Annotated in this window: 15 protein-coding genes and 1 rRNA gene; 4 read left to right on the top strand and 12 right to left on the bottom strand. The window is 66.8% G+C overall.

Annotation, left to right across the window (positions count from 1 at the left end):
• The 5 genes from ABZ004_RS26235 to ABZ004_RS26215 form a co-directional block, all read right to left on the bottom strand.
• Positions 1 to 90, bottom strand: a 16S ribosomal RNA gene (locus ABZ004_RS26235); the annotation flags it as partial.
• 518 nt (positions 91 to 608) lie between these two features.
• A complete protein-coding gene (locus tag ABZ004_RS26230; protein WP_355683701.1) occupies positions 609 to 785 on the bottom strand; it encodes a hypothetical protein in 177 nt (58 codons plus the stop codon).
• A 973-nt stretch (positions 786 to 1,758) separates the two neighbouring features.
• Positions 1,759 to 3,645: an ABC transporter ATP-binding protein gene (locus tag ABZ004_RS26225; RefSeq protein ID WP_355683700.1), complete on the bottom strand. Its 1,887-nt coding sequence runs from the start codon at positions 3,643 to 3,645 to the stop codon at positions 1,759 to 1,761.
• 80 nt (positions 3,646 to 3,725) lie between these two features.
• Positions 3,726 to 4,496 carry an enoyl-CoA hydratase/isomerase family protein gene (locus ABZ004_RS26220; RefSeq protein WP_355683699.1) on the bottom strand — a complete coding sequence of 257 codons (771 nt, stop codon included), beginning with the start codon at positions 4,494 to 4,496 and terminating at the stop codon, positions 3,726 to 3,728.
• A gap of 88 nt (positions 4,497 to 4,584) precedes the next feature.
• Positions 4,585 to 6,183: an ABC-F family ATP-binding cassette domain-containing protein gene (locus tag ABZ004_RS26215; RefSeq protein WP_355683698.1), complete on the bottom strand. Its 1,599-nt coding sequence runs from the start codon at positions 6,181 to 6,183 to the stop codon at positions 4,585 to 4,587.
• A gap of 103 nt (positions 6,184 to 6,286) precedes the next feature.
• Here ABZ004_RS26215 and ABZ004_RS26210 point away from each other — a divergent pair, with 103 nt between their 5' ends.
• On the top strand, positions 6,287 to 7,198 hold the full coding sequence (locus ABZ004_RS26210) for a neutral zinc metallopeptidase (RefSeq protein ID WP_355683696.1): 912 nt from the start codon (positions 6,287 to 6,289) through the stop codon (positions 7,196 to 7,198).
• Between the two features lie 28 nt (positions 7,199 to 7,226).
• Here ABZ004_RS26210 and ABZ004_RS26205 read toward each other — a convergent pair whose 3' ends face one another.
• The 5 genes from ABZ004_RS26205 to ABZ004_RS26185 all read right to left on the bottom strand — a co-directional run bounded on the left by ABZ004_RS26205 (position 7,227) and on the right by ABZ004_RS26185 (position 11,529).
• Positions 7,227 to 7,853 (bottom strand): acVLRF1 family peptidyl-tRNA hydrolase, encoded by a 627-nt coding sequence (locus tag ABZ004_RS26205; RefSeq protein ID WP_355683694.1) that lies wholly within the window; start codon positions 7,851 to 7,853, stop codon positions 7,227 to 7,229.
• A 22-nt stretch (positions 7,854 to 7,875) separates the two neighbouring features.
• Positions 7,876 to 8,622: a sulfite exporter TauE/SafE family protein gene (locus ABZ004_RS26200; RefSeq protein WP_355683693.1), complete on the bottom strand. Its 747-nt coding sequence runs from the start codon at positions 8,620 to 8,622 to the stop codon at positions 7,876 to 7,878.
• 130 nt (positions 8,623 to 8,752) lie between these two features.
• Positions 8,753 to 9,916 (bottom strand): SPFH domain-containing protein, encoded by a 1,164-nt coding sequence (locus ABZ004_RS26195; RefSeq protein ID WP_355683691.1) that lies wholly within the window; start codon positions 9,914 to 9,916, stop codon positions 8,753 to 8,755.
• Positions 9,917 to 10,054: 138 nt separating this feature from the next.
• Positions 10,055 to 10,573 carry an NfeD family protein gene (locus ABZ004_RS26190; protein ID WP_355683689.1) on the bottom strand — a complete coding sequence of 173 codons (519 nt, stop codon included), beginning with the start codon at positions 10,571 to 10,573 and terminating at the stop codon, positions 10,055 to 10,057.
• A 173-nt stretch (positions 10,574 to 10,746) separates the two neighbouring features.
• Positions 10,747 to 11,529 carry an ABC transporter ATP-binding protein gene (locus ABZ004_RS26185; protein ID WP_355683688.1) on the bottom strand — a complete coding sequence of 261 codons (783 nt, stop codon included), beginning with the start codon at positions 11,527 to 11,529 and terminating at the stop codon, positions 10,747 to 10,749.
• A gap of 88 nt (positions 11,530 to 11,617) precedes the next feature.
• On the opposite strand from ABZ004_RS26185, the gene ABZ004_RS26180 reads away from it, so the two are divergent.
• The 3 genes from ABZ004_RS26180 to ABZ004_RS26170 are packed head-to-tail and all read left to right on the top strand — an operon-like array spanning position 11,618 to position 14,553.
• A complete protein-coding gene (locus tag ABZ004_RS26180; protein WP_355683686.1) occupies positions 11,618 to 12,352 on the top strand; it encodes a hypothetical protein in 735 nt (244 codons plus the stop codon).
• Between the two features lie 27 nt (positions 12,353 to 12,379).
• Complete coding sequence (gene serB, locus ABZ004_RS26175) at positions 12,380 to 13,591, top strand: phosphoserine phosphatase SerB (RefSeq protein WP_355683684.1); 1,212 nt, start codon at positions 12,380 to 12,382, stop codon at positions 13,589 to 13,591.
• 41 nt (positions 13,592 to 13,632) lie between these two features.
• Positions 13,633 to 14,553, top strand: coding sequence for a GNAT family N-acetyltransferase (locus ABZ004_RS26170; RefSeq protein ID WP_355683682.1), 921 nt, complete (start codon positions 13,633 to 13,635; stop codon positions 14,551 to 14,553).
• Here ABZ004_RS26170 and ABZ004_RS26165 read toward each other — a convergent pair.
• Both ABZ004_RS26165 and ABZ004_RS26160 read right to left on the bottom strand, forming a co-directional pair.
• A complete protein-coding gene (locus ABZ004_RS26165) occupies positions 14,543 to 15,313 on the bottom strand; it encodes a hypothetical protein (RefSeq protein WP_355683680.1) in 771 nt (256 codons plus the stop codon). The two genes, ABZ004_RS26170 and ABZ004_RS26165, sit on opposite strands and share 11 nt — an antisense overlap.
• A gap of 4 nt (positions 15,314 to 15,317) precedes the next feature.
• Entirely contained in the window at positions 15,318 to 15,977 is a 660-nt protein-coding gene (locus ABZ004_RS26160; protein ID WP_355683678.1) for a hypothetical protein, read from the bottom strand.
• Positions 15,978 to 16,156: the final 179 nt, after the last annotated feature.

The raw sequence follows: 16,156 nt of genomic DNA, 5'->3' as shown, positions 1-16,156 counted from the left end.
TGTACCCCCGAAGAGGCCTTACCGCTCGACTTGCATGTGTTAAGCACGCCGCCAGCGTTCGTCCTGAGCCAGGATCAAACTCTCCGTTGAAATCTGTATACCAACCCACAAACCAAAGCCTGCGAGCAGATAGACTACTTTGAGTGATCCTTTGATATCTCAGAAACAATCAAACTGACTTGAATCATTCAATTACATCAAAGGAATCCGAACACGAACAACAGACAACCCAGCACCCAAAAACCAACAAGGCCCAAGGGTGGATGAATCATCCAATGCCGTGAAACGGGTTAATGCTAAATTTCGGCATTGACTTTCGGCACGCTGTTGAGTTCTCAAGAATCGGACGCACACCGCGCTCCACACTCTCGTGTTTAGCTCCGGGGCAACCCGCCAAACATTACTGTTTCGCTTGCAGCCAGTCAAATCGGCCACTTTCGAACCAGTCCCCCCGCGCGTCTCAGCGACCGAAGCCCGCACAAGGCGTGATCCGGCTACCAGGACCTTCAGGGAGGTTCGGAGCGACCGGCCGCTTCCGCGTCCCGCACTCGCTCCAACAAGAAGAACATTAGTGTGATTCGGCGGGAAAACCAAATCGAGGTGGCCGGCTAGTGGATCAGCAGTGCCGCATACGCCGAACCGCCTGCCAGGGCAGCGAAAAGCAGTGAGATCCCGGCACGCAGAGAGCCCTCGCCGGTGTCGCCGTAGTGGCGGCCGTCCTCCGAGTGATAGGCCAGCTTGAACCCGGCGTACCCAACACCCAGAACCACTGCAAACCGGATCATCGACCCCTCCCTCACGTCAAGACAAAGTTACAGCTGTACGACACTCAGTGCCCCTTGTTCCACCACCTACACGCCAGTCGACGCCGAGTGCCACTCCTCCGACGGGGCGCACTTGATCGAGGCGGATTTCCGCGAGCCGCGCGGCGCCACCTCCGACCAGAAACTGGCCCTCTCCGACCGTCAATTCGCCGGACTGCCCCCCGAACGAGCTGCTGTCCTGGAAGCGGAGGGTCGCCGAGAAGCAAGCGGGAGCGGACCCGCCGGCTGATCTCCGACAAGCGCTCATCGGGGCTGCTGCCCTTCGGGCCGATGATGTCCGGCGGCTCAACTCTCCCTCGCGGGGTTCACCCCCTCCCATAGCAGGGGGTGAACCCTCAGAAGAGGAGGGGAGCCCCGCCAGGGTGCGAAATGAGGCCGCCGCTGCGGACCGAGCGGGCGCCTGGCGGTACGCACGTGGACAAACCCACAGTCTGCAGAGACCAGCCCCTCGCAGACTGTGGGTCCGCCCCAGCGGAGAAGATCGCGTCCCGCCGAGATCACCGCACTCGGCGTGGCCAATACGGCGTGCCGTTCGTGCTGCTCGAGGAGGACGCCTTGCTGTCGGCCGACAGCAACGCCGTACGGCGTGAACGAGGGACGACCGTTCCGCAGCAAGCTCAGCAGTCGGGCACCACTCGTCTCCCGATGACCGCACCGCGTCCACACCCAGGCCAGCCACCACCTCGTCGTACAACGCTCTGCGGACCGCAATTCATCCTCGACCGCACGTCTCTTACCGTGCCGGCACCCCTCCGGACTCGCCGTCGGAGGTCTCACTTCCCGTCCCGACGCGACGGTGAACGCCTAAGTCGGCTCTGGGGGGCGCGGTGATCGGGGAGCGCGCGGTGCGCGCACTCGCGTATCCGACGTGGGCTCCGCGCAACCCTTGTACTCCGGCGGCAGGCCGACCTCCTCAGGGCCCGGGGTGAAGTGGTTACACCCCGGCCGCGGAGCCTGATTGGGTGAATTGGGTGTGGTAGAGGAGGGCGTATTCGCCGTCGGCGGCGAGTAGTTGGTCGTGGGTGCCTCGTTCGACGATGTTGCCGTGGTCTACGACGAGGATTTGGTCGGCGTTGCGGACTGTGGAGAGGCGGTGGGCGATTACCAGGGAGGTGCGGCCCTCCAAGGCGGTGTCCAGGGCTCGTTGGACGGCTACTTCGGACTCGGAGTCGAGGTGAGCTGTTGCCTCGTCGAGGACGACGATCTGGGGTGCCTTGAGGAGCAGGCGGGCGATCGCCAGGCGTTGCCGTTCTCCCCCGGACAACCGGTGACCGCGATCGCCGACGACTGTCTCCAATCCGTCGGGTAAGGAGGAGACGAGGTCCCACACCTGCGCCGATCGGAGAGCGTCGATCATCTCCTCCTCGGTGGCGTCGGGCTTCGCGTAGGTCAGGTTTGCCCGGATCGTGTCGTGGAACATGTGGGCGTCCTGCGTCACGTACCCGATCGTGTCGTGCAGCGACTGCAGAGTCACCTCGCGGACGTCATGACCGCCGACCTGCACCGAGCCGCCGGTCACGTCGTACAGGCGGGCGACCAGGTTGGTGATGGTCGTCTTGCCGGCGCCGGAAGGACCGACAAGCGCGACCATCTGGCCTGGTTCGACCGAGAAGCTGATGTCCTCGAGAACCTGCGAGGAGGCTCGCTTGTCGAGCACCGCGACCGACTCCAGGCTGGCCAATGACACCTGCTCGGCCGTCGGGTAGGCGAAGGAGACGTGGTCGAAGGTGACCGTCGAAGCATTCCTGGGAAGCGCTCGTGCGTCCGGCGCATCCTTGATCATCGGCTCGAGGTCCAGTACTTCGAAGACGCGCTCGAAGGAGACCAGCGCGGTCATCACGTCGACCCGGACATTCGACAGCGCGGTCAACGGACCGTAGAGCCGGCCGAGCAAGGCGACCAGCGCCAAAAGGGTTCCGACGGTCAGGGTTTCCCGGACCGCCAGGTTGCCACCCACGCCGTACACGAGTGCGGTGGCGAGCGCCGCGACCAGGGTCAGCGCCGTGAAGAAGACCCGGCCCAGCATCGCGATCCGGATCCCGAGGTCGCGCACCCGTCCGGATCGGACACCGAACTCGCGGTTCTCGATCTCCGGCCGGCCGAACAGCGTCACCAGCAACGCGCCGCCGACACTGAACCGCTCGGTCATCGCCGTCGACATCTCCGCGTTCAACTGCATCTGCTCGCGGGTCATCGCCGCCAGTCGGCGACCCAGGTAACGGGCCGGGAGCAGGAAGACCGGAAGCAGCAGGATCGCGACGACGGTCAGCTGCCAGCTCAGCACCAGCATCGCGCCGACCACGAGGATCAGGCTGATCACGTTGGAGACCACACCCGACAGCGTGGAGGTGAACGCCTGCTGGGCGCCGATCACGTCGCTGTTGAGCCGGGACACCAACGCGCCCGTCTGGGTGCGGGTGAAGAAGGCGACCGGCATCTGCTGCACGTGCGCGAACACCTTCGTGCGCAGGTCGTAGATCAGCCCCTCACCGATCCGCGCGGAGAACCAGCGCTGCATCAACCCGAGCGCTGCCTCGACGACGGCGAGCAGCGCCACCACGAGCGCCAACGCGGTCACCAGCCGCGCGTTGCCTTTCGTGATGCCGTCATCCACGATCTTCTTGAACAGCAGCGGCGAGGCGATCACCAGGAACGCCGAAAGGATCACCAGCACCAGGAAGACACTGATGTGCAGGCGGAACGGCCGGGCGAATCTCATGATCCGCCGCAGCGTGCCCTTGGTCAGTTTTCGGTCCAGGACCGAAGCATCCTGTCGGCGCCAGCTCCCCGCTCCGCCGCCCATGCGCATACCCGATGACATCCGGTCCCCTCCCTGCAGCTAACTCGTCAACCTTGAGAACACTTGAGGTCTGCGAAAGCTTCCCGCGGCCCCAGCGTCACTCAACCGAACGCGGCGATCAGTTCCTTGAGCCGCCGGCCCTGAGCCTCCCGCTCAGCGGCAAGCTGATCGGCGTACGGGCGATCAGCAGCGCCCAGCAGCAACGCCTTGGTCTCCCGGACGGCACCGACCAGCGGTGACATCACCGCTTCCGACAGGTCCTTGACCGTCGCGGCCAGCTCGTCAGCCGGTACGACGATGTTCGCCAGGCCGAGCTGGAGTGCTTCGTCGGCCTCCACCCAGCGGGACGTCACGCAGATCTCCAAGGCGCGAGAGTATCCGACGAGCTGGACCAGGGGCTGGGTGCCGCCGAGGTCGGGAACGAGGCCCAGCTGAGGCTCCCGCATGCTGAACTTTGCGTCCGGGGTGATGACCCGCAGGTCGCAGGCCAGCGCGAGCTGGAAGCCGGCGCCGACGGCGTGGCCCTGGACGGCCGCGATGCTGACGATCTCCGGCTTGCGCAGCCAGGAGAAGCCGGCCTGGAAGTGCGAGATCAGCTCGTGCAGCTCGGCGTCCGGCTTCGCGCCGAGGGTGAGCAGTGGCTCCTGACCGTCGACCGGCGGGCCCATCATCAGGTTGCGGTCGAGGCCGGCCGAGAACGACAGCCCCTCGCCCGACACGACGACGACGCGCACGTCGCCGGGCAGCGAGGCGCCGAAGTCCGACAACGCTGCCCACATCGCCGGCGTCTGTGCGTTGCGCACGTCCGGCCGGTCCAGCACCACCCGGGCAACAGGCCCGTCCACCGTCAACCGCAGTCCGAGATCCGTCATGCCATGGAACATACGCGACTCATCGGTAATTCAGCTGCGGCCCTTCTCACCCGTGGAAAAGGTCAGGCAAGCTCACCTGTGGAAAAGGTCAGGCAAGCGAAACCAGGTCGGCGTAGTCGTTGGTCCAGAGGTCCTCTACGCCGTCGGGGAGCAGGAGCACCCGTTCCGGTTCGAGGGCCTCAACCGCGCCCTCGTCGTGGGTGACGAGGACGATCGCGCCGGCGTACGAGCGGATGGCGTTCAGGACCTCGGTGCGGGACGCGGGGTCCAGGTTGTTGGTGGGCTCGTCGAGAAGCAGGACGTTCGCGGCCGAGACGACGAGGGTTGCGAGAGCCAGCCGGGTCTTCTCGCCACCTGAGAGGACCCGGGCGGGCTTGTCGGCGTCGTCGCCGGTGAACAGGAACGAGCCGAGGACGCTGCGCGCCTGGGTCTCGTTCAGATCCGGGGCGGCGGTCTTCATGTTCTCCAGCACGGTCCGGTTCACGTCGAGCGTCTCGTGCTCCTGCGCGTAGTACCCGAGCTTCAGTCCGTGCCCGTCGATGATCTCGCCGGTGTCCGACTTCTCGATCCCGGACAGCACCCGCAGCAGGGTCGTCTTCCCAGCGCCGTTCAGACCCAGTACGACGACGCGCGAACCGCGGTCGATCGCCAGATCCACGTCGGTGAAGATCTCCAGCGACCCGTAGGACTTCGACAGCTCCTTGGCCATCAGCGGCGTCTTGCCGCACGGCGCCGGGGTCGGGAAGGAGATCTTCGCGACGCGGTCGGACATCCGCTCGTCCTCGAGCGAGGCCATCAGCTTCTCGGCCCGCTTGAGCATCCCCTGGGCCGCGGTCGCCTTGGTCGCCTTGGCGCGCATCTTGTTCGCCTGGTCGATCAGCTGGGTGGCCTTCTTCTCCGCGTTCGCGCGCTCGCGCTTGCGGCGGCGTTCGTCGGTCTCCCGCTGCGTCAGGTACGCCTTCCAGCCGACGTTGTACACGTCGATCTCGGCCCGGTTCGCGTCCAGGTGGAAGACCCGGGTGACGGTCTCCTCCAGCAGGTTCACGTCGTGGCTGATCATGATCACGCCACCGGGATAGCCCTTGAGGAAGTCCCGCAGCCAGACGATCGAGTCGGCGTCCAGGTGGTTCGTCGGCTCGTCCAGGAGCAGCGTCTCGGCCTGCGCGAACAGGATCCGGGCGAGCTCGACCCGGCGCCGCTGACCACCGGACAGCGTGCCGAGCGGCTGACCCAGCACGCGGTCGGGCAGTCCGAGGTTCGCCGAGATCCGGGCAGCTTCGGATTCCGCCGCGTAACCACCGGCGGCGTGCAGGTCCGCCTCAGCGCGCTCGTAGCGGCGCATGCCCTTCTCGCGGGTCTTCTCGTCCGCGCTGGCCATCGCCTTCTCGGCGTTGCGCATCCGGCGGACGACCTCGTCGAGTCCGCGCGCGGCCAGGATCCGGTCCCGGGCCAGCATCTCCAGGTCGCCGGTCCGCGGATCCTGCGGGAGGTAGCCGATCTCGCCCGTGGAGGTGACCGAACCGCTGGCGGGCAGTCCCTCACCGGCCAGGATCTTGGTCAGCGTCGTCTTGCCTGCGCCGTTGCGGCCGACCAAGCCGACCTTGTCACCCGGCTGGACCCGGAAAGAGGCAGGCGCGAGCAGTTGTCTGGCCCCGACGCGTACCTCGAGGTTGGAGACAGTGATCATCGCGGGCAGGCGTCCTCAGGGTCGGGGAAGGTCGAGTAGCGGGTCGAAAGCGCAGCGTCAGAAGACGGCAGGATCCCCCGCATCGGGTACTAGTGTATGTGCTGTGAAATTCAATCCTGACGCCGACTTGGACAGCAGTGGCGTCGAAGACACCCGGGGCAGTGGTGGCGGTGGCGGCGGTCTACTGCCCGGCGGGATGGGGATCCCGGTCGGTGGCGGGATCGGCGGCATCATCCTGCTGGTCGTCATCTTGTTGCTGAACGGCGGCCTGCCGGGCGTCGGAGGCGGCGGCAACGACCAGCCGGTGACGCAGAACACGGCGCCGGGCAACCTGTCCTCGTGCAAGAAGGGCGCCGACCTGTCGTCGAACCCCGATTGCCGGTTCGTGCTCTACCAGAACTCGATCGAGAACTTCTGGGCCGCCGAGCTCCCGCGCCGCGGCAAGAAGTACTCGAAGGCACCGCTTCGGGTCTTCGACGGCTCGGTGAGCACCGGCTGCGGCCCCGCGACCAGCGCGGTCGGCCCGTTCTACTGCCCGCCGGACCACCGGGTGTACCTCGACATCGGCTTCTTCCAAACGCTGGAGAAGGAGCTCGGCGCCAAGGGCGGCAACTTCGCCGAGGCGTACGTCGTGGCGCACGAGTACGGACACCACATCCAGAACCTGTACGGCATCCTCGACCGGATCAAGACCCGCGAGGGCCCGACGTCGGACTCGGTCCGCTCCGAGCTGCAGGCGGACTGCCTGGCCGGGATCTGGGCCAACCACGCGACCACGGTGCCGGACAAGAGCGGCCGGCCGTTCATCAGCGGGCTCACCGAGGACGACATCAGCCGCGGGCTCGACGCGGCCGCCTCGGTCGGCGACGACCGGATCCAGGAGAAGACCCAGGGCCGGGTCTCCCCCGAGAACTTCAGCCACGGCACCGCCGAGCAACGCATGAAATGGTTCAAGACAGGGCTGGACTCCGGCGACATGACCAAATGCGACACCTGGTCCGCCAACCCACTCTGAAGAAAAGAAGGAGGGAGGAAGAGGAAGGCTAAAGGGACGGCTCGGGTTCGCTGATCTGGATTCGGATCGCGCGGGCGTCCTGGCCGGCCTGTTCGAGCACCTTCTGCTTGGGATCGGCGACGCCGAGGAACGGCGGCCGCACCAGCGGGACCAACTGCTTGAGCCGGGGATCCTCCAGCACGGTGTCGATCGCCTTCCGGTCTCCCCCGCAGACCAGTACGTCGAGCTTCGCCGGCGCCAGGATCCGTACGGCGACCTCGGTCGCCGCCGCGAACGCCTCGCGCGCCTGGTTGTCCCTTCTCCGGGCGAACCGCTGCTGCGACCAGCCACCGGCCTTGGTGGTCCCCTGGACGTGCCGGGATCCGACCTTCGAAGCCTCCAGCACTCCCCCGGCGAACACCCCGGCCCCGTACCCACCTCGCCGGACCAGCAGCAACCCGATCCGCCGCTCGGCCAGCACATGCGCGACGAGTCCCTCCGGCGTCAACTCCTCCAACGGCCCGAACGGCACCTCGATCTCCGCCACGGCGCCGTCAGCACCCGACGCGATCAGTCGCGCGGACGTCACGTCGTACGAGGTCTCTCCGTGGCGTTCGGTGAAGCCCGCCAGCCAGCGCTCGAGCCGCACAGGAGCAACAGAAAGAATCCGGGTCACGCTGCCGACGCTAACGCACTCGTCAGAAGATCATGGTGACGATGGCAACTATGCCGATGACCACGATCAAAGCGCGCAGGGCGACCGGCGGGAGTTTGCGGCCGTAGCGAGCGCCGAGGAAGCCGCCGATGGTGGATCCGACAGCGAGCAGCGCGGCGGCCACCCAGTCGACGTGGGCGACGATGATGAAGAGCACGGCGGCGATCGAGTTCACCACCGTGGCGAGGACGTTCTTGAGGGCGTTCATCCGTTGCAGGTTGGCGTCCATGCCGATGCCCAGGATCGCCATCAGCAGAACGCCCTGCGCCGCGCCGAAGTAGCCGCCGTACACGCCGGTCGCGAAGACCGCCGGGATCACCCACCAGGCACCGCGATGCGCGTGATCAGGAAGGTTGATCCGCTTCGAAAGCCACGGTTGCAGGGCGACCAGAACACAGCCGAGCAGGATGAGGCCAGGGACGACTGCCTTGAAGGCGGTGTCCGGGAGTTTGAGCAGCAGTACGGCGCCGACGATGCCGCCGACCAGCGACGCCGGGATCAACCGGATCAACCGGCCGCGTTGGCCTTCGAGTTCGCGGCGGTACCCGATCGCGCCGGCCGCCGTACCGGGTGACAGGCCGACGCTGTTGCTGACATTGGCCAGCACGGGCGGGAGGCCGACAGCGAGCAGCGCCGGGAAGGTCAGCAGAGTGCCCGAACCCACCACCGCGTTGATCGTGCCCGCGCCTACTCCCGCCACCAGGACGAACAGCGCCTCGAACCATGTCATCGCTGCCAGACTCTACGCACCAGACACGTCCCGTGCTTGCCGGTCCGATCAGTGAACGCTCGAGTGCCGTGAACATCACACGACCCGGCTCGAGCGAGCCGGGTCGTGTGGCGTTACGTAGTACTGGCGGTCAGCGCTCCTGCGAAGGACCGTCCTGCACCGGCGAGGTCTGCTCGGGAGCAGAGGTGACCGCCGGCGGCGGTGGCTGCTGGCTGCGCGAACTGACGGCAGCGTTCTGCGCCGCAGCGATCGCTTCCTGTACTGCGTTGTCGGCCTCGGCCACCGCTGCGTCGGGAGTGACCGACGAGCCGCCACCGCTGTCGACCTCGACGGCGTGCGAGTCGCCCAGGTCCGGCTCCGGGAACGGGCCTTCGGCCTTCTGGGTGATCCCGGCGATCTGGCCGACGGCGCTGCCGAGACCCTCCATCGCCTTACCGATCTCGCTGGGGATGATCCACAGCTTGTTCGAGTCGCCTTGAGCGATCGACGGAAGCATCTGCAGGTACTGGTACGCGAGCAGACCCTGGTCCGGCTTGCCGGCGTGGATCGCGTTGAAGACCGTGGTGATGGCCTGCGCCTCACCTTGTGCCTTCAGGATCCGGGCCTCCCGCTCGGCCTGGGCCCGCAGGATGCGGGACTCCCGGTCACCTTGCGCGGTGAGGATCGCGGACTGCTTCTGGCCTTCGGCCGAGAGGACGGCGGACTGCCGCATACCCTCGGCGGTCAGGATCGCGGCGCGCTTGTCACGGTCGGCGCGCATCTGCTTCTCCATCGAGTCCTGGATCGACGGTGGCGGGTCGATCGAGCGGAGCTCCACCCGGTTGACCCGGATGCCCCACTTGCCGGTCGCCTCGTCCAGGACGTAGCGGAGCTTCTCGTTGATCTCCTCGCGGCTGGTCAGCGTCTGCTCCAGGTCCATGCCACCGATAATGTTCCGGAGCGTGGTCATGGTGAGCTGCTCGATCGCCTGGATGTAGTTGGAGATCTCGTACGTCGCCCGCACCGGGTCGTTCACCTGGAAGTAGATGACGGAGTCGATCGACACCATCAGGTTGTCCTCGGTGATGACGCCCTGCGGCGGGAACGCGACCACCTGCTCGCGCATGTCGATCGTGTAGCGCACCTTGTCGACGAACGGGGTCAGCAGGTTCAGGCCGGGCTGCAGGCCCACCTTGAACTTCCCGAACCGTTCCACGATGCCCACGGTCTGCTGTTGCACGACCCGGACTGACTTGATCAGTGTGACGACCACCAATAAGGCGACCAATGCCAGCACTATGAGGAACGCGGTCACTTGACCCTCCCACTCGAAGAACCCTCAGGACGGACAGTCTTTCCTATCGACGGGCCACCGACGGCAACGGTTCCCTCACGATCAGATGTCCGTACTTCCGACAGTACTTCGGAGGAGGTGGACCGCAACCGACGCCACTCAGGCTTGGGGAGGATCTGTGTCCTTGGTGGGCTGGTCCAGTTCGGGGTGGTGGTGGGGGAAGGGGTCGCCGACCGGGTACACGACGGCGGTGGCGCCGTCGATGGACATGATCTCGACCCGGGTGCCGGGCGGGAAGGTGGAGACCTCGTCGTACGGGCGGGCCGTCCAGAGTTCGCCGTTGAGTTTGATCGAGCCGCCGCCGTCGGGGTGGATCTCCTTCACGACGACACCGGTCCGGCCGATGACGTGTTGCGAACCGGTCTTCAGTTCACCGCCGTGATGCAGCTTGCGGACCAGCAGTGGACGGATCGCGGCCAGCATCGCCGCCGAGGTGATCAGGGCGACGACGATCTGCAGCCAGAGGAGATGGGGGAAGAAGGCACCCACGCCGGCCGCCGCGATCGCCCCCGCGGCCAGCATCAGCAAGGTGAAGTCGAGCGAAGCGAGCTCCGCCAGACCGAGTACGACGGCGATTCCGAGCCAGGCCGCCCACGCGTTGTCTCGCAGCCAATCCATCAGTTTTCCCGCAGCCAATCCATCATCTGCCAAGCCTATCCGTCATCGAGCCTCCGGGCAGGCCCCTCGACGCTCCGACGCAAGCGATCCCCCCGCGGATTCCTCCCTTACGTCCGAAGAACCGGATCACACGTCCCTCCGGTTCTTCGGACGTAAGGGAGGACGTGAGGACGTCAGAGGGCTCGGGCGAAGTAGCGGCCGTCGGCTTGGCTGAGGCTGAGGGCGAGGTCGAAGGTGTCCGACAGGTTCTGGTCGGTGAGCGCCTGCTCGATCGGCCCGGCGGCGACGATCCGGCCCTTCTTCAGCAGCAGTGCGTGCGTGAAGCCCGGCGGGATCTCCTCGACGTGATGTGTGACGAGCACCATCGCCGGTGCCCCCTCGGCCGTCGCGATCGAGCTCAGCGAACGGACCAGCTGTTCGCGACCCGTAAGGTCCAGGCCCGCGGCCGGCTCGTCCAGCAGCATCAACTCGGGATCCGTCATCAGCGCCCGGGCGATCTGGACCCGCTTGCGCTCCCCTTCCGACAGGGTGCCGAAGGTGCGTTCGCTGAGGTGCCCGATGCCGAGTTCGGTCAGCAACACCTTGGCGCGCTGGTGGTCCTGCTCGTCGTACTCCTCACGCCAGCGGCCGAGTACGGCGTACGAGGCAGAGACGACGACGTCGGCGACCCGCTCCGACTTCGGCAACCGGTCGGCGAGAGCCGCGCTGGTGAGGCCGATCCGCGGCCGCAGCTCGAACACGTCGACCGCGCCGAGGACCTCGCCGAGCAGCCCGGCGACGCCGGTGGTGGGGTGCATCTGGGCCGCGAGGATCTGCAGCATCGTCGTCTTGCCGGCCCCGTTCGGTCCGATCACGACCCACCGATCGGTCTCGTCGATGGACCAGTCGATCCCGTCCAGCAGGACCGCGTCGCCACGGACGATCGAGACGCCGGCCAGCTCCACCACAGCAGTCATGGGCCAAAACCTACGTGGTCGCCGCCGGACGCCGACGCCGACCCTGGTGGTGTCGTCCTGACCGCCGCCGGATGGGAGACTGGACGGCGTGCTCACCACTGCCGCCTCGGTGCGTTTCACCGTCTGGACGAACGCGATGCTGACCGGCGCCTGCGACCCGGACACCGCGGCGGCCAAGATCCTCGGCGAGGACGTCGGCCATCACGTCGCCGGTCTCGCCGCGCATCCCGCGCCCGCGACCCTGCCGGTCGCCCTCAACCTGCTTCGCGCGGCCGGCGCGACCCAGGCCCACCTCGCGCTGCCGATCCCGGGCGACCCGATCGGGCTGGCCGGACCACCGCCGTTCAACGAGGCAGCGCTGGAGACGGGCGAGGCCGTAGTACTGACTGGTGCCGAGATCGGACTCGTTCCGGCGTACGTCGGACCAGCGGTGCAGTGGACCGTCCTGCCCGCCTCCAGTCCCCTGCCCGCGGATTTCGGCGAAGCTGATCGTGGCTTGCGCGCAGCCCTGATCGAGGCGGCCGAGTCGCTCGCGGCGCTCGAAGTGGCGCGCTGGAAGCCCGAGGTCGCGGACGCGTTGATCGACATCCGGCGGATCGGGTCGGGCAAGGGCGATGACCTTGCCCCCGGCTACGAAGCGCGCGCGGTGAAGACGGCCGCCACGGCCCGGCGTTGCCTGGCGATCGCGGACGCCGCGCTGGAGGACGACGGGGCGGCCGTGACCGGCGCGGAAGCGGATGCTCGCCGGCGCGCGTTGCTTTCGCTGGCGGCCGCGGCGAGACGGGCTCTTGTCGCGGCATGTGGACCGCCCACCAACCGTTAACCGGTTGTAGGTAGCGTTCGTGGTGTCATGACTGGACAGGCTGAGTTTCCCATCGACCGCCCGACCCTGCTGGTGACGTTGACCGGCACGGACCGCCCCGGCCTCACTTCCGCCGTTCTCTCCATCCTGGCCGGTCGCGGCCTGGAGGTGATCGATGCCGAGCAGGTCGTCCTGCGGGGCCGCCTCGTGCTCGGTGTGCTGCTCACCGCACCGCGCGATCACAAGGAACTCAAGAAGGATCTCAAAGCCCTTGCCGAGGGCCTCGACGTCGAGATCGACGTGAAGAAGGGCTTCGGCGACAACGAGCCGCGCCGCAAGGGCCGCACCCAGGTGACCGTGATCGGCAGCCCGCTGACCGCCAAGGGGTTCGGCGCGATCGCCGGCCGGATCGCCGACACCGGCGCCAACATCGACCGGATCAGCCGGATGGCGCGCTACCCGGTGACGGCGATGGAGATCGCGGTCTCCGGTGCGGATCCGGACTCGCTGCGGGCCGTGCTGGCGCTCGAGGGCGTCAAGCAGGGGCTCGACGTCGCAGTACAGGCCGGTGGTCTTTACCGGCGGGCGAAGCGGCTGATCGTGATGGATGTGGACTCGACCCTGATCCAGGGCGAGGTGATCGAGATGCTCGCCGAGCGGGCCGGCCGGCTGGAGGAAGTTGCCGCGGTCACCGAACAGGCGATGCGCGGCGAACTCGACTTCGCCGATTCGCTGCGGCATCGGGTCGCGGCGCTGGAAGGGTTGTCGGCGTCGGCGCTCGACGACGTGCACCGGGCGATCGAGCTGGCGCCGGGAGCGCGGACGCTGGTCCGGACGCTGAAGCGGCTCGGGTACCAGTTCGCCATCGTGAGTGGCGGGTTCAGCCAGATCACCGACAAGCTCGCGGCGGATCTCGGGATCGACTACGCGGCCGCGAACGTGCTGGAGATCGTCGACGGCAAGCTCACCGGCAAGGTCGTCGGCGACATCGTCGACCGGGCCGGCAAGGCGACCGCACTGCGCCGCTTCGCGGAATCATCCGGTACGCCGTTGTCGCAGACGGTCGCGATCGGCGACGGAGCCAACGACCTCGACATGCTCGCCGCGGCGGGACTCGGAATCGCCTTCAACGCGAAACCGGTGGTCCGTGCGGCCGCCGATACGCATGTCAGCGTTCCGTACCTCGACACGATCCTCTACCTGCTCGGCATCAGCCGCGAGGAAGTCGAAGCCGCCGACGCCGCGAGCAACCCCAGCTAACACATTTGCCGGGGACAACGGTCTGGGCGAGGATCGGGATTATGCCTGATGTGGTGGTACCGGACGGATACAGCAGTCGTGCAGCAACCGATGCGGATGTCCCGGCGATCCATTCGCTGGTGACCGCCACTGAGCGGGCTCTGCACGGCGAGGCAGAGACCGGGATCGACGCGATCAAGGCGGTGCTGTCGCGGCCCGGGTTCGATGCCGCGGTGGACTCGGTTGTCGTCCACGACGCGGCCGGGCAGTTGGCGGCGTGGGCGTGGCTGAACCGGGGCAAGCGGGCGCAGATCGACGTGTCGCCGGATCATCGCGGGCTCGGGATCGGGTCTGCCTTGCTGGATTGGGCCGAGGCGCGGGCCATCGAGGCGGGGACGACGGACTGGATCGCGCAGATGGTCGACGACCAGGACCTGGCCGGCGTCGAGTTGGTGCGCGCCCGCGGGTACGACGTACTGGCGGTCAACTGGCAGCTCGAACTTCCGATGGACTCCGAGCCGGTGGTTCCTGCGCTCCCCGACGGGATCACGGTCCGGTCGTTCGAACCGGGCGATGCGGCGCGGACGCATCTGCTGATCGAGGACGCCTTCGACGAATGGCAACCGCGGCGCAAGTCCTTCGAGGAGTGGTCGGCGATGCTGATCGAGCGGTCCAGCTTCGCGCCGTCCTTTTCGCCACTGGCCTTCGCAGGCGACGAGGTGGTCGGCGCCGTGCTCTGCCTGGACCTCCCCGACTCCGACGAGGGGTACGTCGAGCAACTCGCCGTACGACGCGATCACCGCGGCAAAGGCCTAGCCCGAACCCTCCTCGCGATCGCCCGCCAGTCCTTCTACCACCAGGGCAAGCGCAACCTGACCTTGTGGACGCACTCCGATACCGGCGCGCTGGCGATGTACGAGCGGCTCGGTATGAGCGTGCGCCGGAGTACGACGATCTACCGCGGCGGACCCTTCACCGCTTGATCTGATCCGGCGCGGGCTCAGAGATGAACACCGAGTCACCGAAGTTGCTGAACGCGATCGAGGACCTGTCGCTGCCGACACCGTAGTCGAGTTGGCGGAGCAGGCCGTCCCGGTCGACCACAGCGGTGACCGGGAGCAGCTTCTCGTCTTCAGGGATCTCGCCCGTCAGGTAGTCGCCGAACGCCTTGGCAGCGACGGCCTTCTTGACGTCGAGGACCATCGCATACTTCGTCGTTGGCACCCGATCGACGACGGGGCCGGAGGTGGTCACGAACCTCGTCGCGTAGGGAGCCCCGGCCAGCAACCGCGGGGTCTGGACCTGGACGAGGTAGGCCTTGATGAGCGCACTGGTCAGTGCATCGAGCCCCTTCGCCTTCGGGTTGTACTTCTTCCACTCAGTCGAGTCGCTGTTCAGTGGACCGTCCTGGTAGTAGTACTGACCGGCGACACCGACTACCGACCCGTCGTCGCTACTGATCGAGAAGTCCTGTTTCGCGCCGTTGTACTTGACGGTGGCCGTGACCAGGAAAGACTTGTCAGAAGGGTCCGTCAGCCTCATCCGGTACGTGCCCTGCTTCTTCAGCGCTGCCTGAACCTTCTGGCCGATATCTGCCCGCGTCAGCACGACCGGAGCCGGGGTCGGCGTCGGCTTGCTGACAGCGCTGGCCGTTGGCGCCGGAGTACCGGATTCCGGCGTGCTGCCGCAGGCTGGTAGGAGGGCGACTGCGGCTGCGGTCAGTGGGATGAGGAGCTTGTTCACAGGGCTAGTTGGCGATCTGTTGTTTGGCGGGAGGGGTGATGACGGCCTTGGTTCCGAAGTCGGTGAAATCGACTGAGAACGCGTTCTCGCCGGTGCCGTAGCTGAGCTCACGAGGCAGGCCGTTGGAGTCGAGCGTGGCGCTCACCGGCAGCGTCTTGGCCTGCTCGGCTTCTGTGGCGGACAAGAAGGGGCCGTACACCTTCTTGTCGGCGGCCGCCTTCTTGAGATCGATGAGCATCACATAGCGAGTCGTGGGCACTGCACCGACGGGCATCCCGGGCGAGATGGCGAACTGGCTCGAGTACGGCGCCCCGTCCAGCACTCGCGCCGACTGGACCAGCTTGCGATAGAGCACGATGAGCCCGTTGGTGGTCTTGTGCCCTTTCGCGTTGAGGTCGCCCTTCGTCCACTTGGCCTTGCTCGACAGCGGGCCGTCCTTGTAGAAGTACTGACCGCCGACGCCGATGACCGACCCGTCGGAACCGCTCAGCGAGTAGTCCTCGCGAGCACCGGTGAATTTGACCGTGGCGGTGAGCTTCTCATCCGGGTCGTACAGCCACCTGATCGTCATCCGGTACGTGCCCTGCTTCTTCAGCGCGGCCTGGACCTTCTGGCCGATATCTGCCCGCGTCAGCTCGACCGGCGTAGGGCTGACGGTCGGCATGCTGGTTGTTTTACTCGCCGTTGGGACAGGTGTAGGTGCCGCGGAATCAGCGCCGCCCCCACACCCGACAGCCAGCACCAACCCCCGCTGCTGGCGAGCGCGATGATGATCTTCTTCACAGGCCGAATCATCGCAGCCGCGACCCGTAACACCCGCACCCGTTGCACCTTGTTGCAAAA

This window comes from Kribbella sp. NPDC006257 (assembly GCF_040613535.1).
Taxonomy (GTDB): Bacteria; Actinomycetota; Actinomycetes; order Propionibacteriales; family Kribbellaceae; genus Kribbella.
This window is presented reverse-complemented; position numbering and strand designations above follow the sequence as displayed.

What these genes read in the sequence shown, in the direction of transcription:
- ABZ004_RS26200 (WP_355683693.1), bottom strand. Translation starts at nt 8,622, where the DNA reads ATGACATGGTTCGAGGCGCTGTTCGTCCTGGTGGCGGGAGTAGGCGCG.
- ABZ004_RS26190 (WP_355683689.1), bottom strand. Translation starts at nt 10,573, where the DNA reads ATGGATTGGCTGCGAGACAACGCGTGGGCGGCCTGGCTCGGAATCGCC.
- ABZ004_RS26215 (WP_355683698.1), bottom strand. Translation starts at nt 6,183, where the DNA reads ATGATCACTGTCTCCAACCTCGAGGTACGCGTCGGGGCCAGACAACTG.
- ABZ004_RS26160 (WP_355683678.1), bottom strand. Translation starts at nt 15,977, where the DNA reads ATGCCGACCGTCAGCCCTACGCCGGTCGAGCTGACGCGGGCAGATATC.
- ABZ004_RS26170 (WP_355683682.1), top strand. Translation starts at nt 13,633, where the DNA reads ATGCCTGATGTGGTGGTACCGGACGGATACAGCAGTCGTGCAGCAACC.
- ABZ004_RS26185 (WP_355683688.1), bottom strand. Translation starts at nt 11,529, where the DNA reads ATGACTGCTGTGGTGGAGCTGGCCGGCGTCTCGATCGTCCGTGGCGAC.
- serB (WP_355683684.1), top strand. Translation starts at nt 12,380, where the DNA reads ATGACTGGACAGGCTGAGTTTCCCATCGACCGCCCGACCCTGCTGGTG.
- ABZ004_RS26220 (WP_355683699.1), bottom strand. Translation starts at nt 4,496, where the DNA reads ATGACGGATCTCGGACTGCGGTTGACGGTGGACGGGCCTGTTGCCCGG.
- ABZ004_RS26230 (WP_355683701.1), bottom strand. Translation starts at nt 785, where the DNA reads ATGATCCGGTTTGCAGTGGTTCTGGGTGTTGGGTACGCCGGGTTCAAG.
- ABZ004_RS26225 (WP_355683700.1), bottom strand. Translation starts at nt 3,645, where the DNA reads ATGTCATCGGGTATGCGCATGGGCGGCGGAGCGGGGAGCTGGCGCCGA.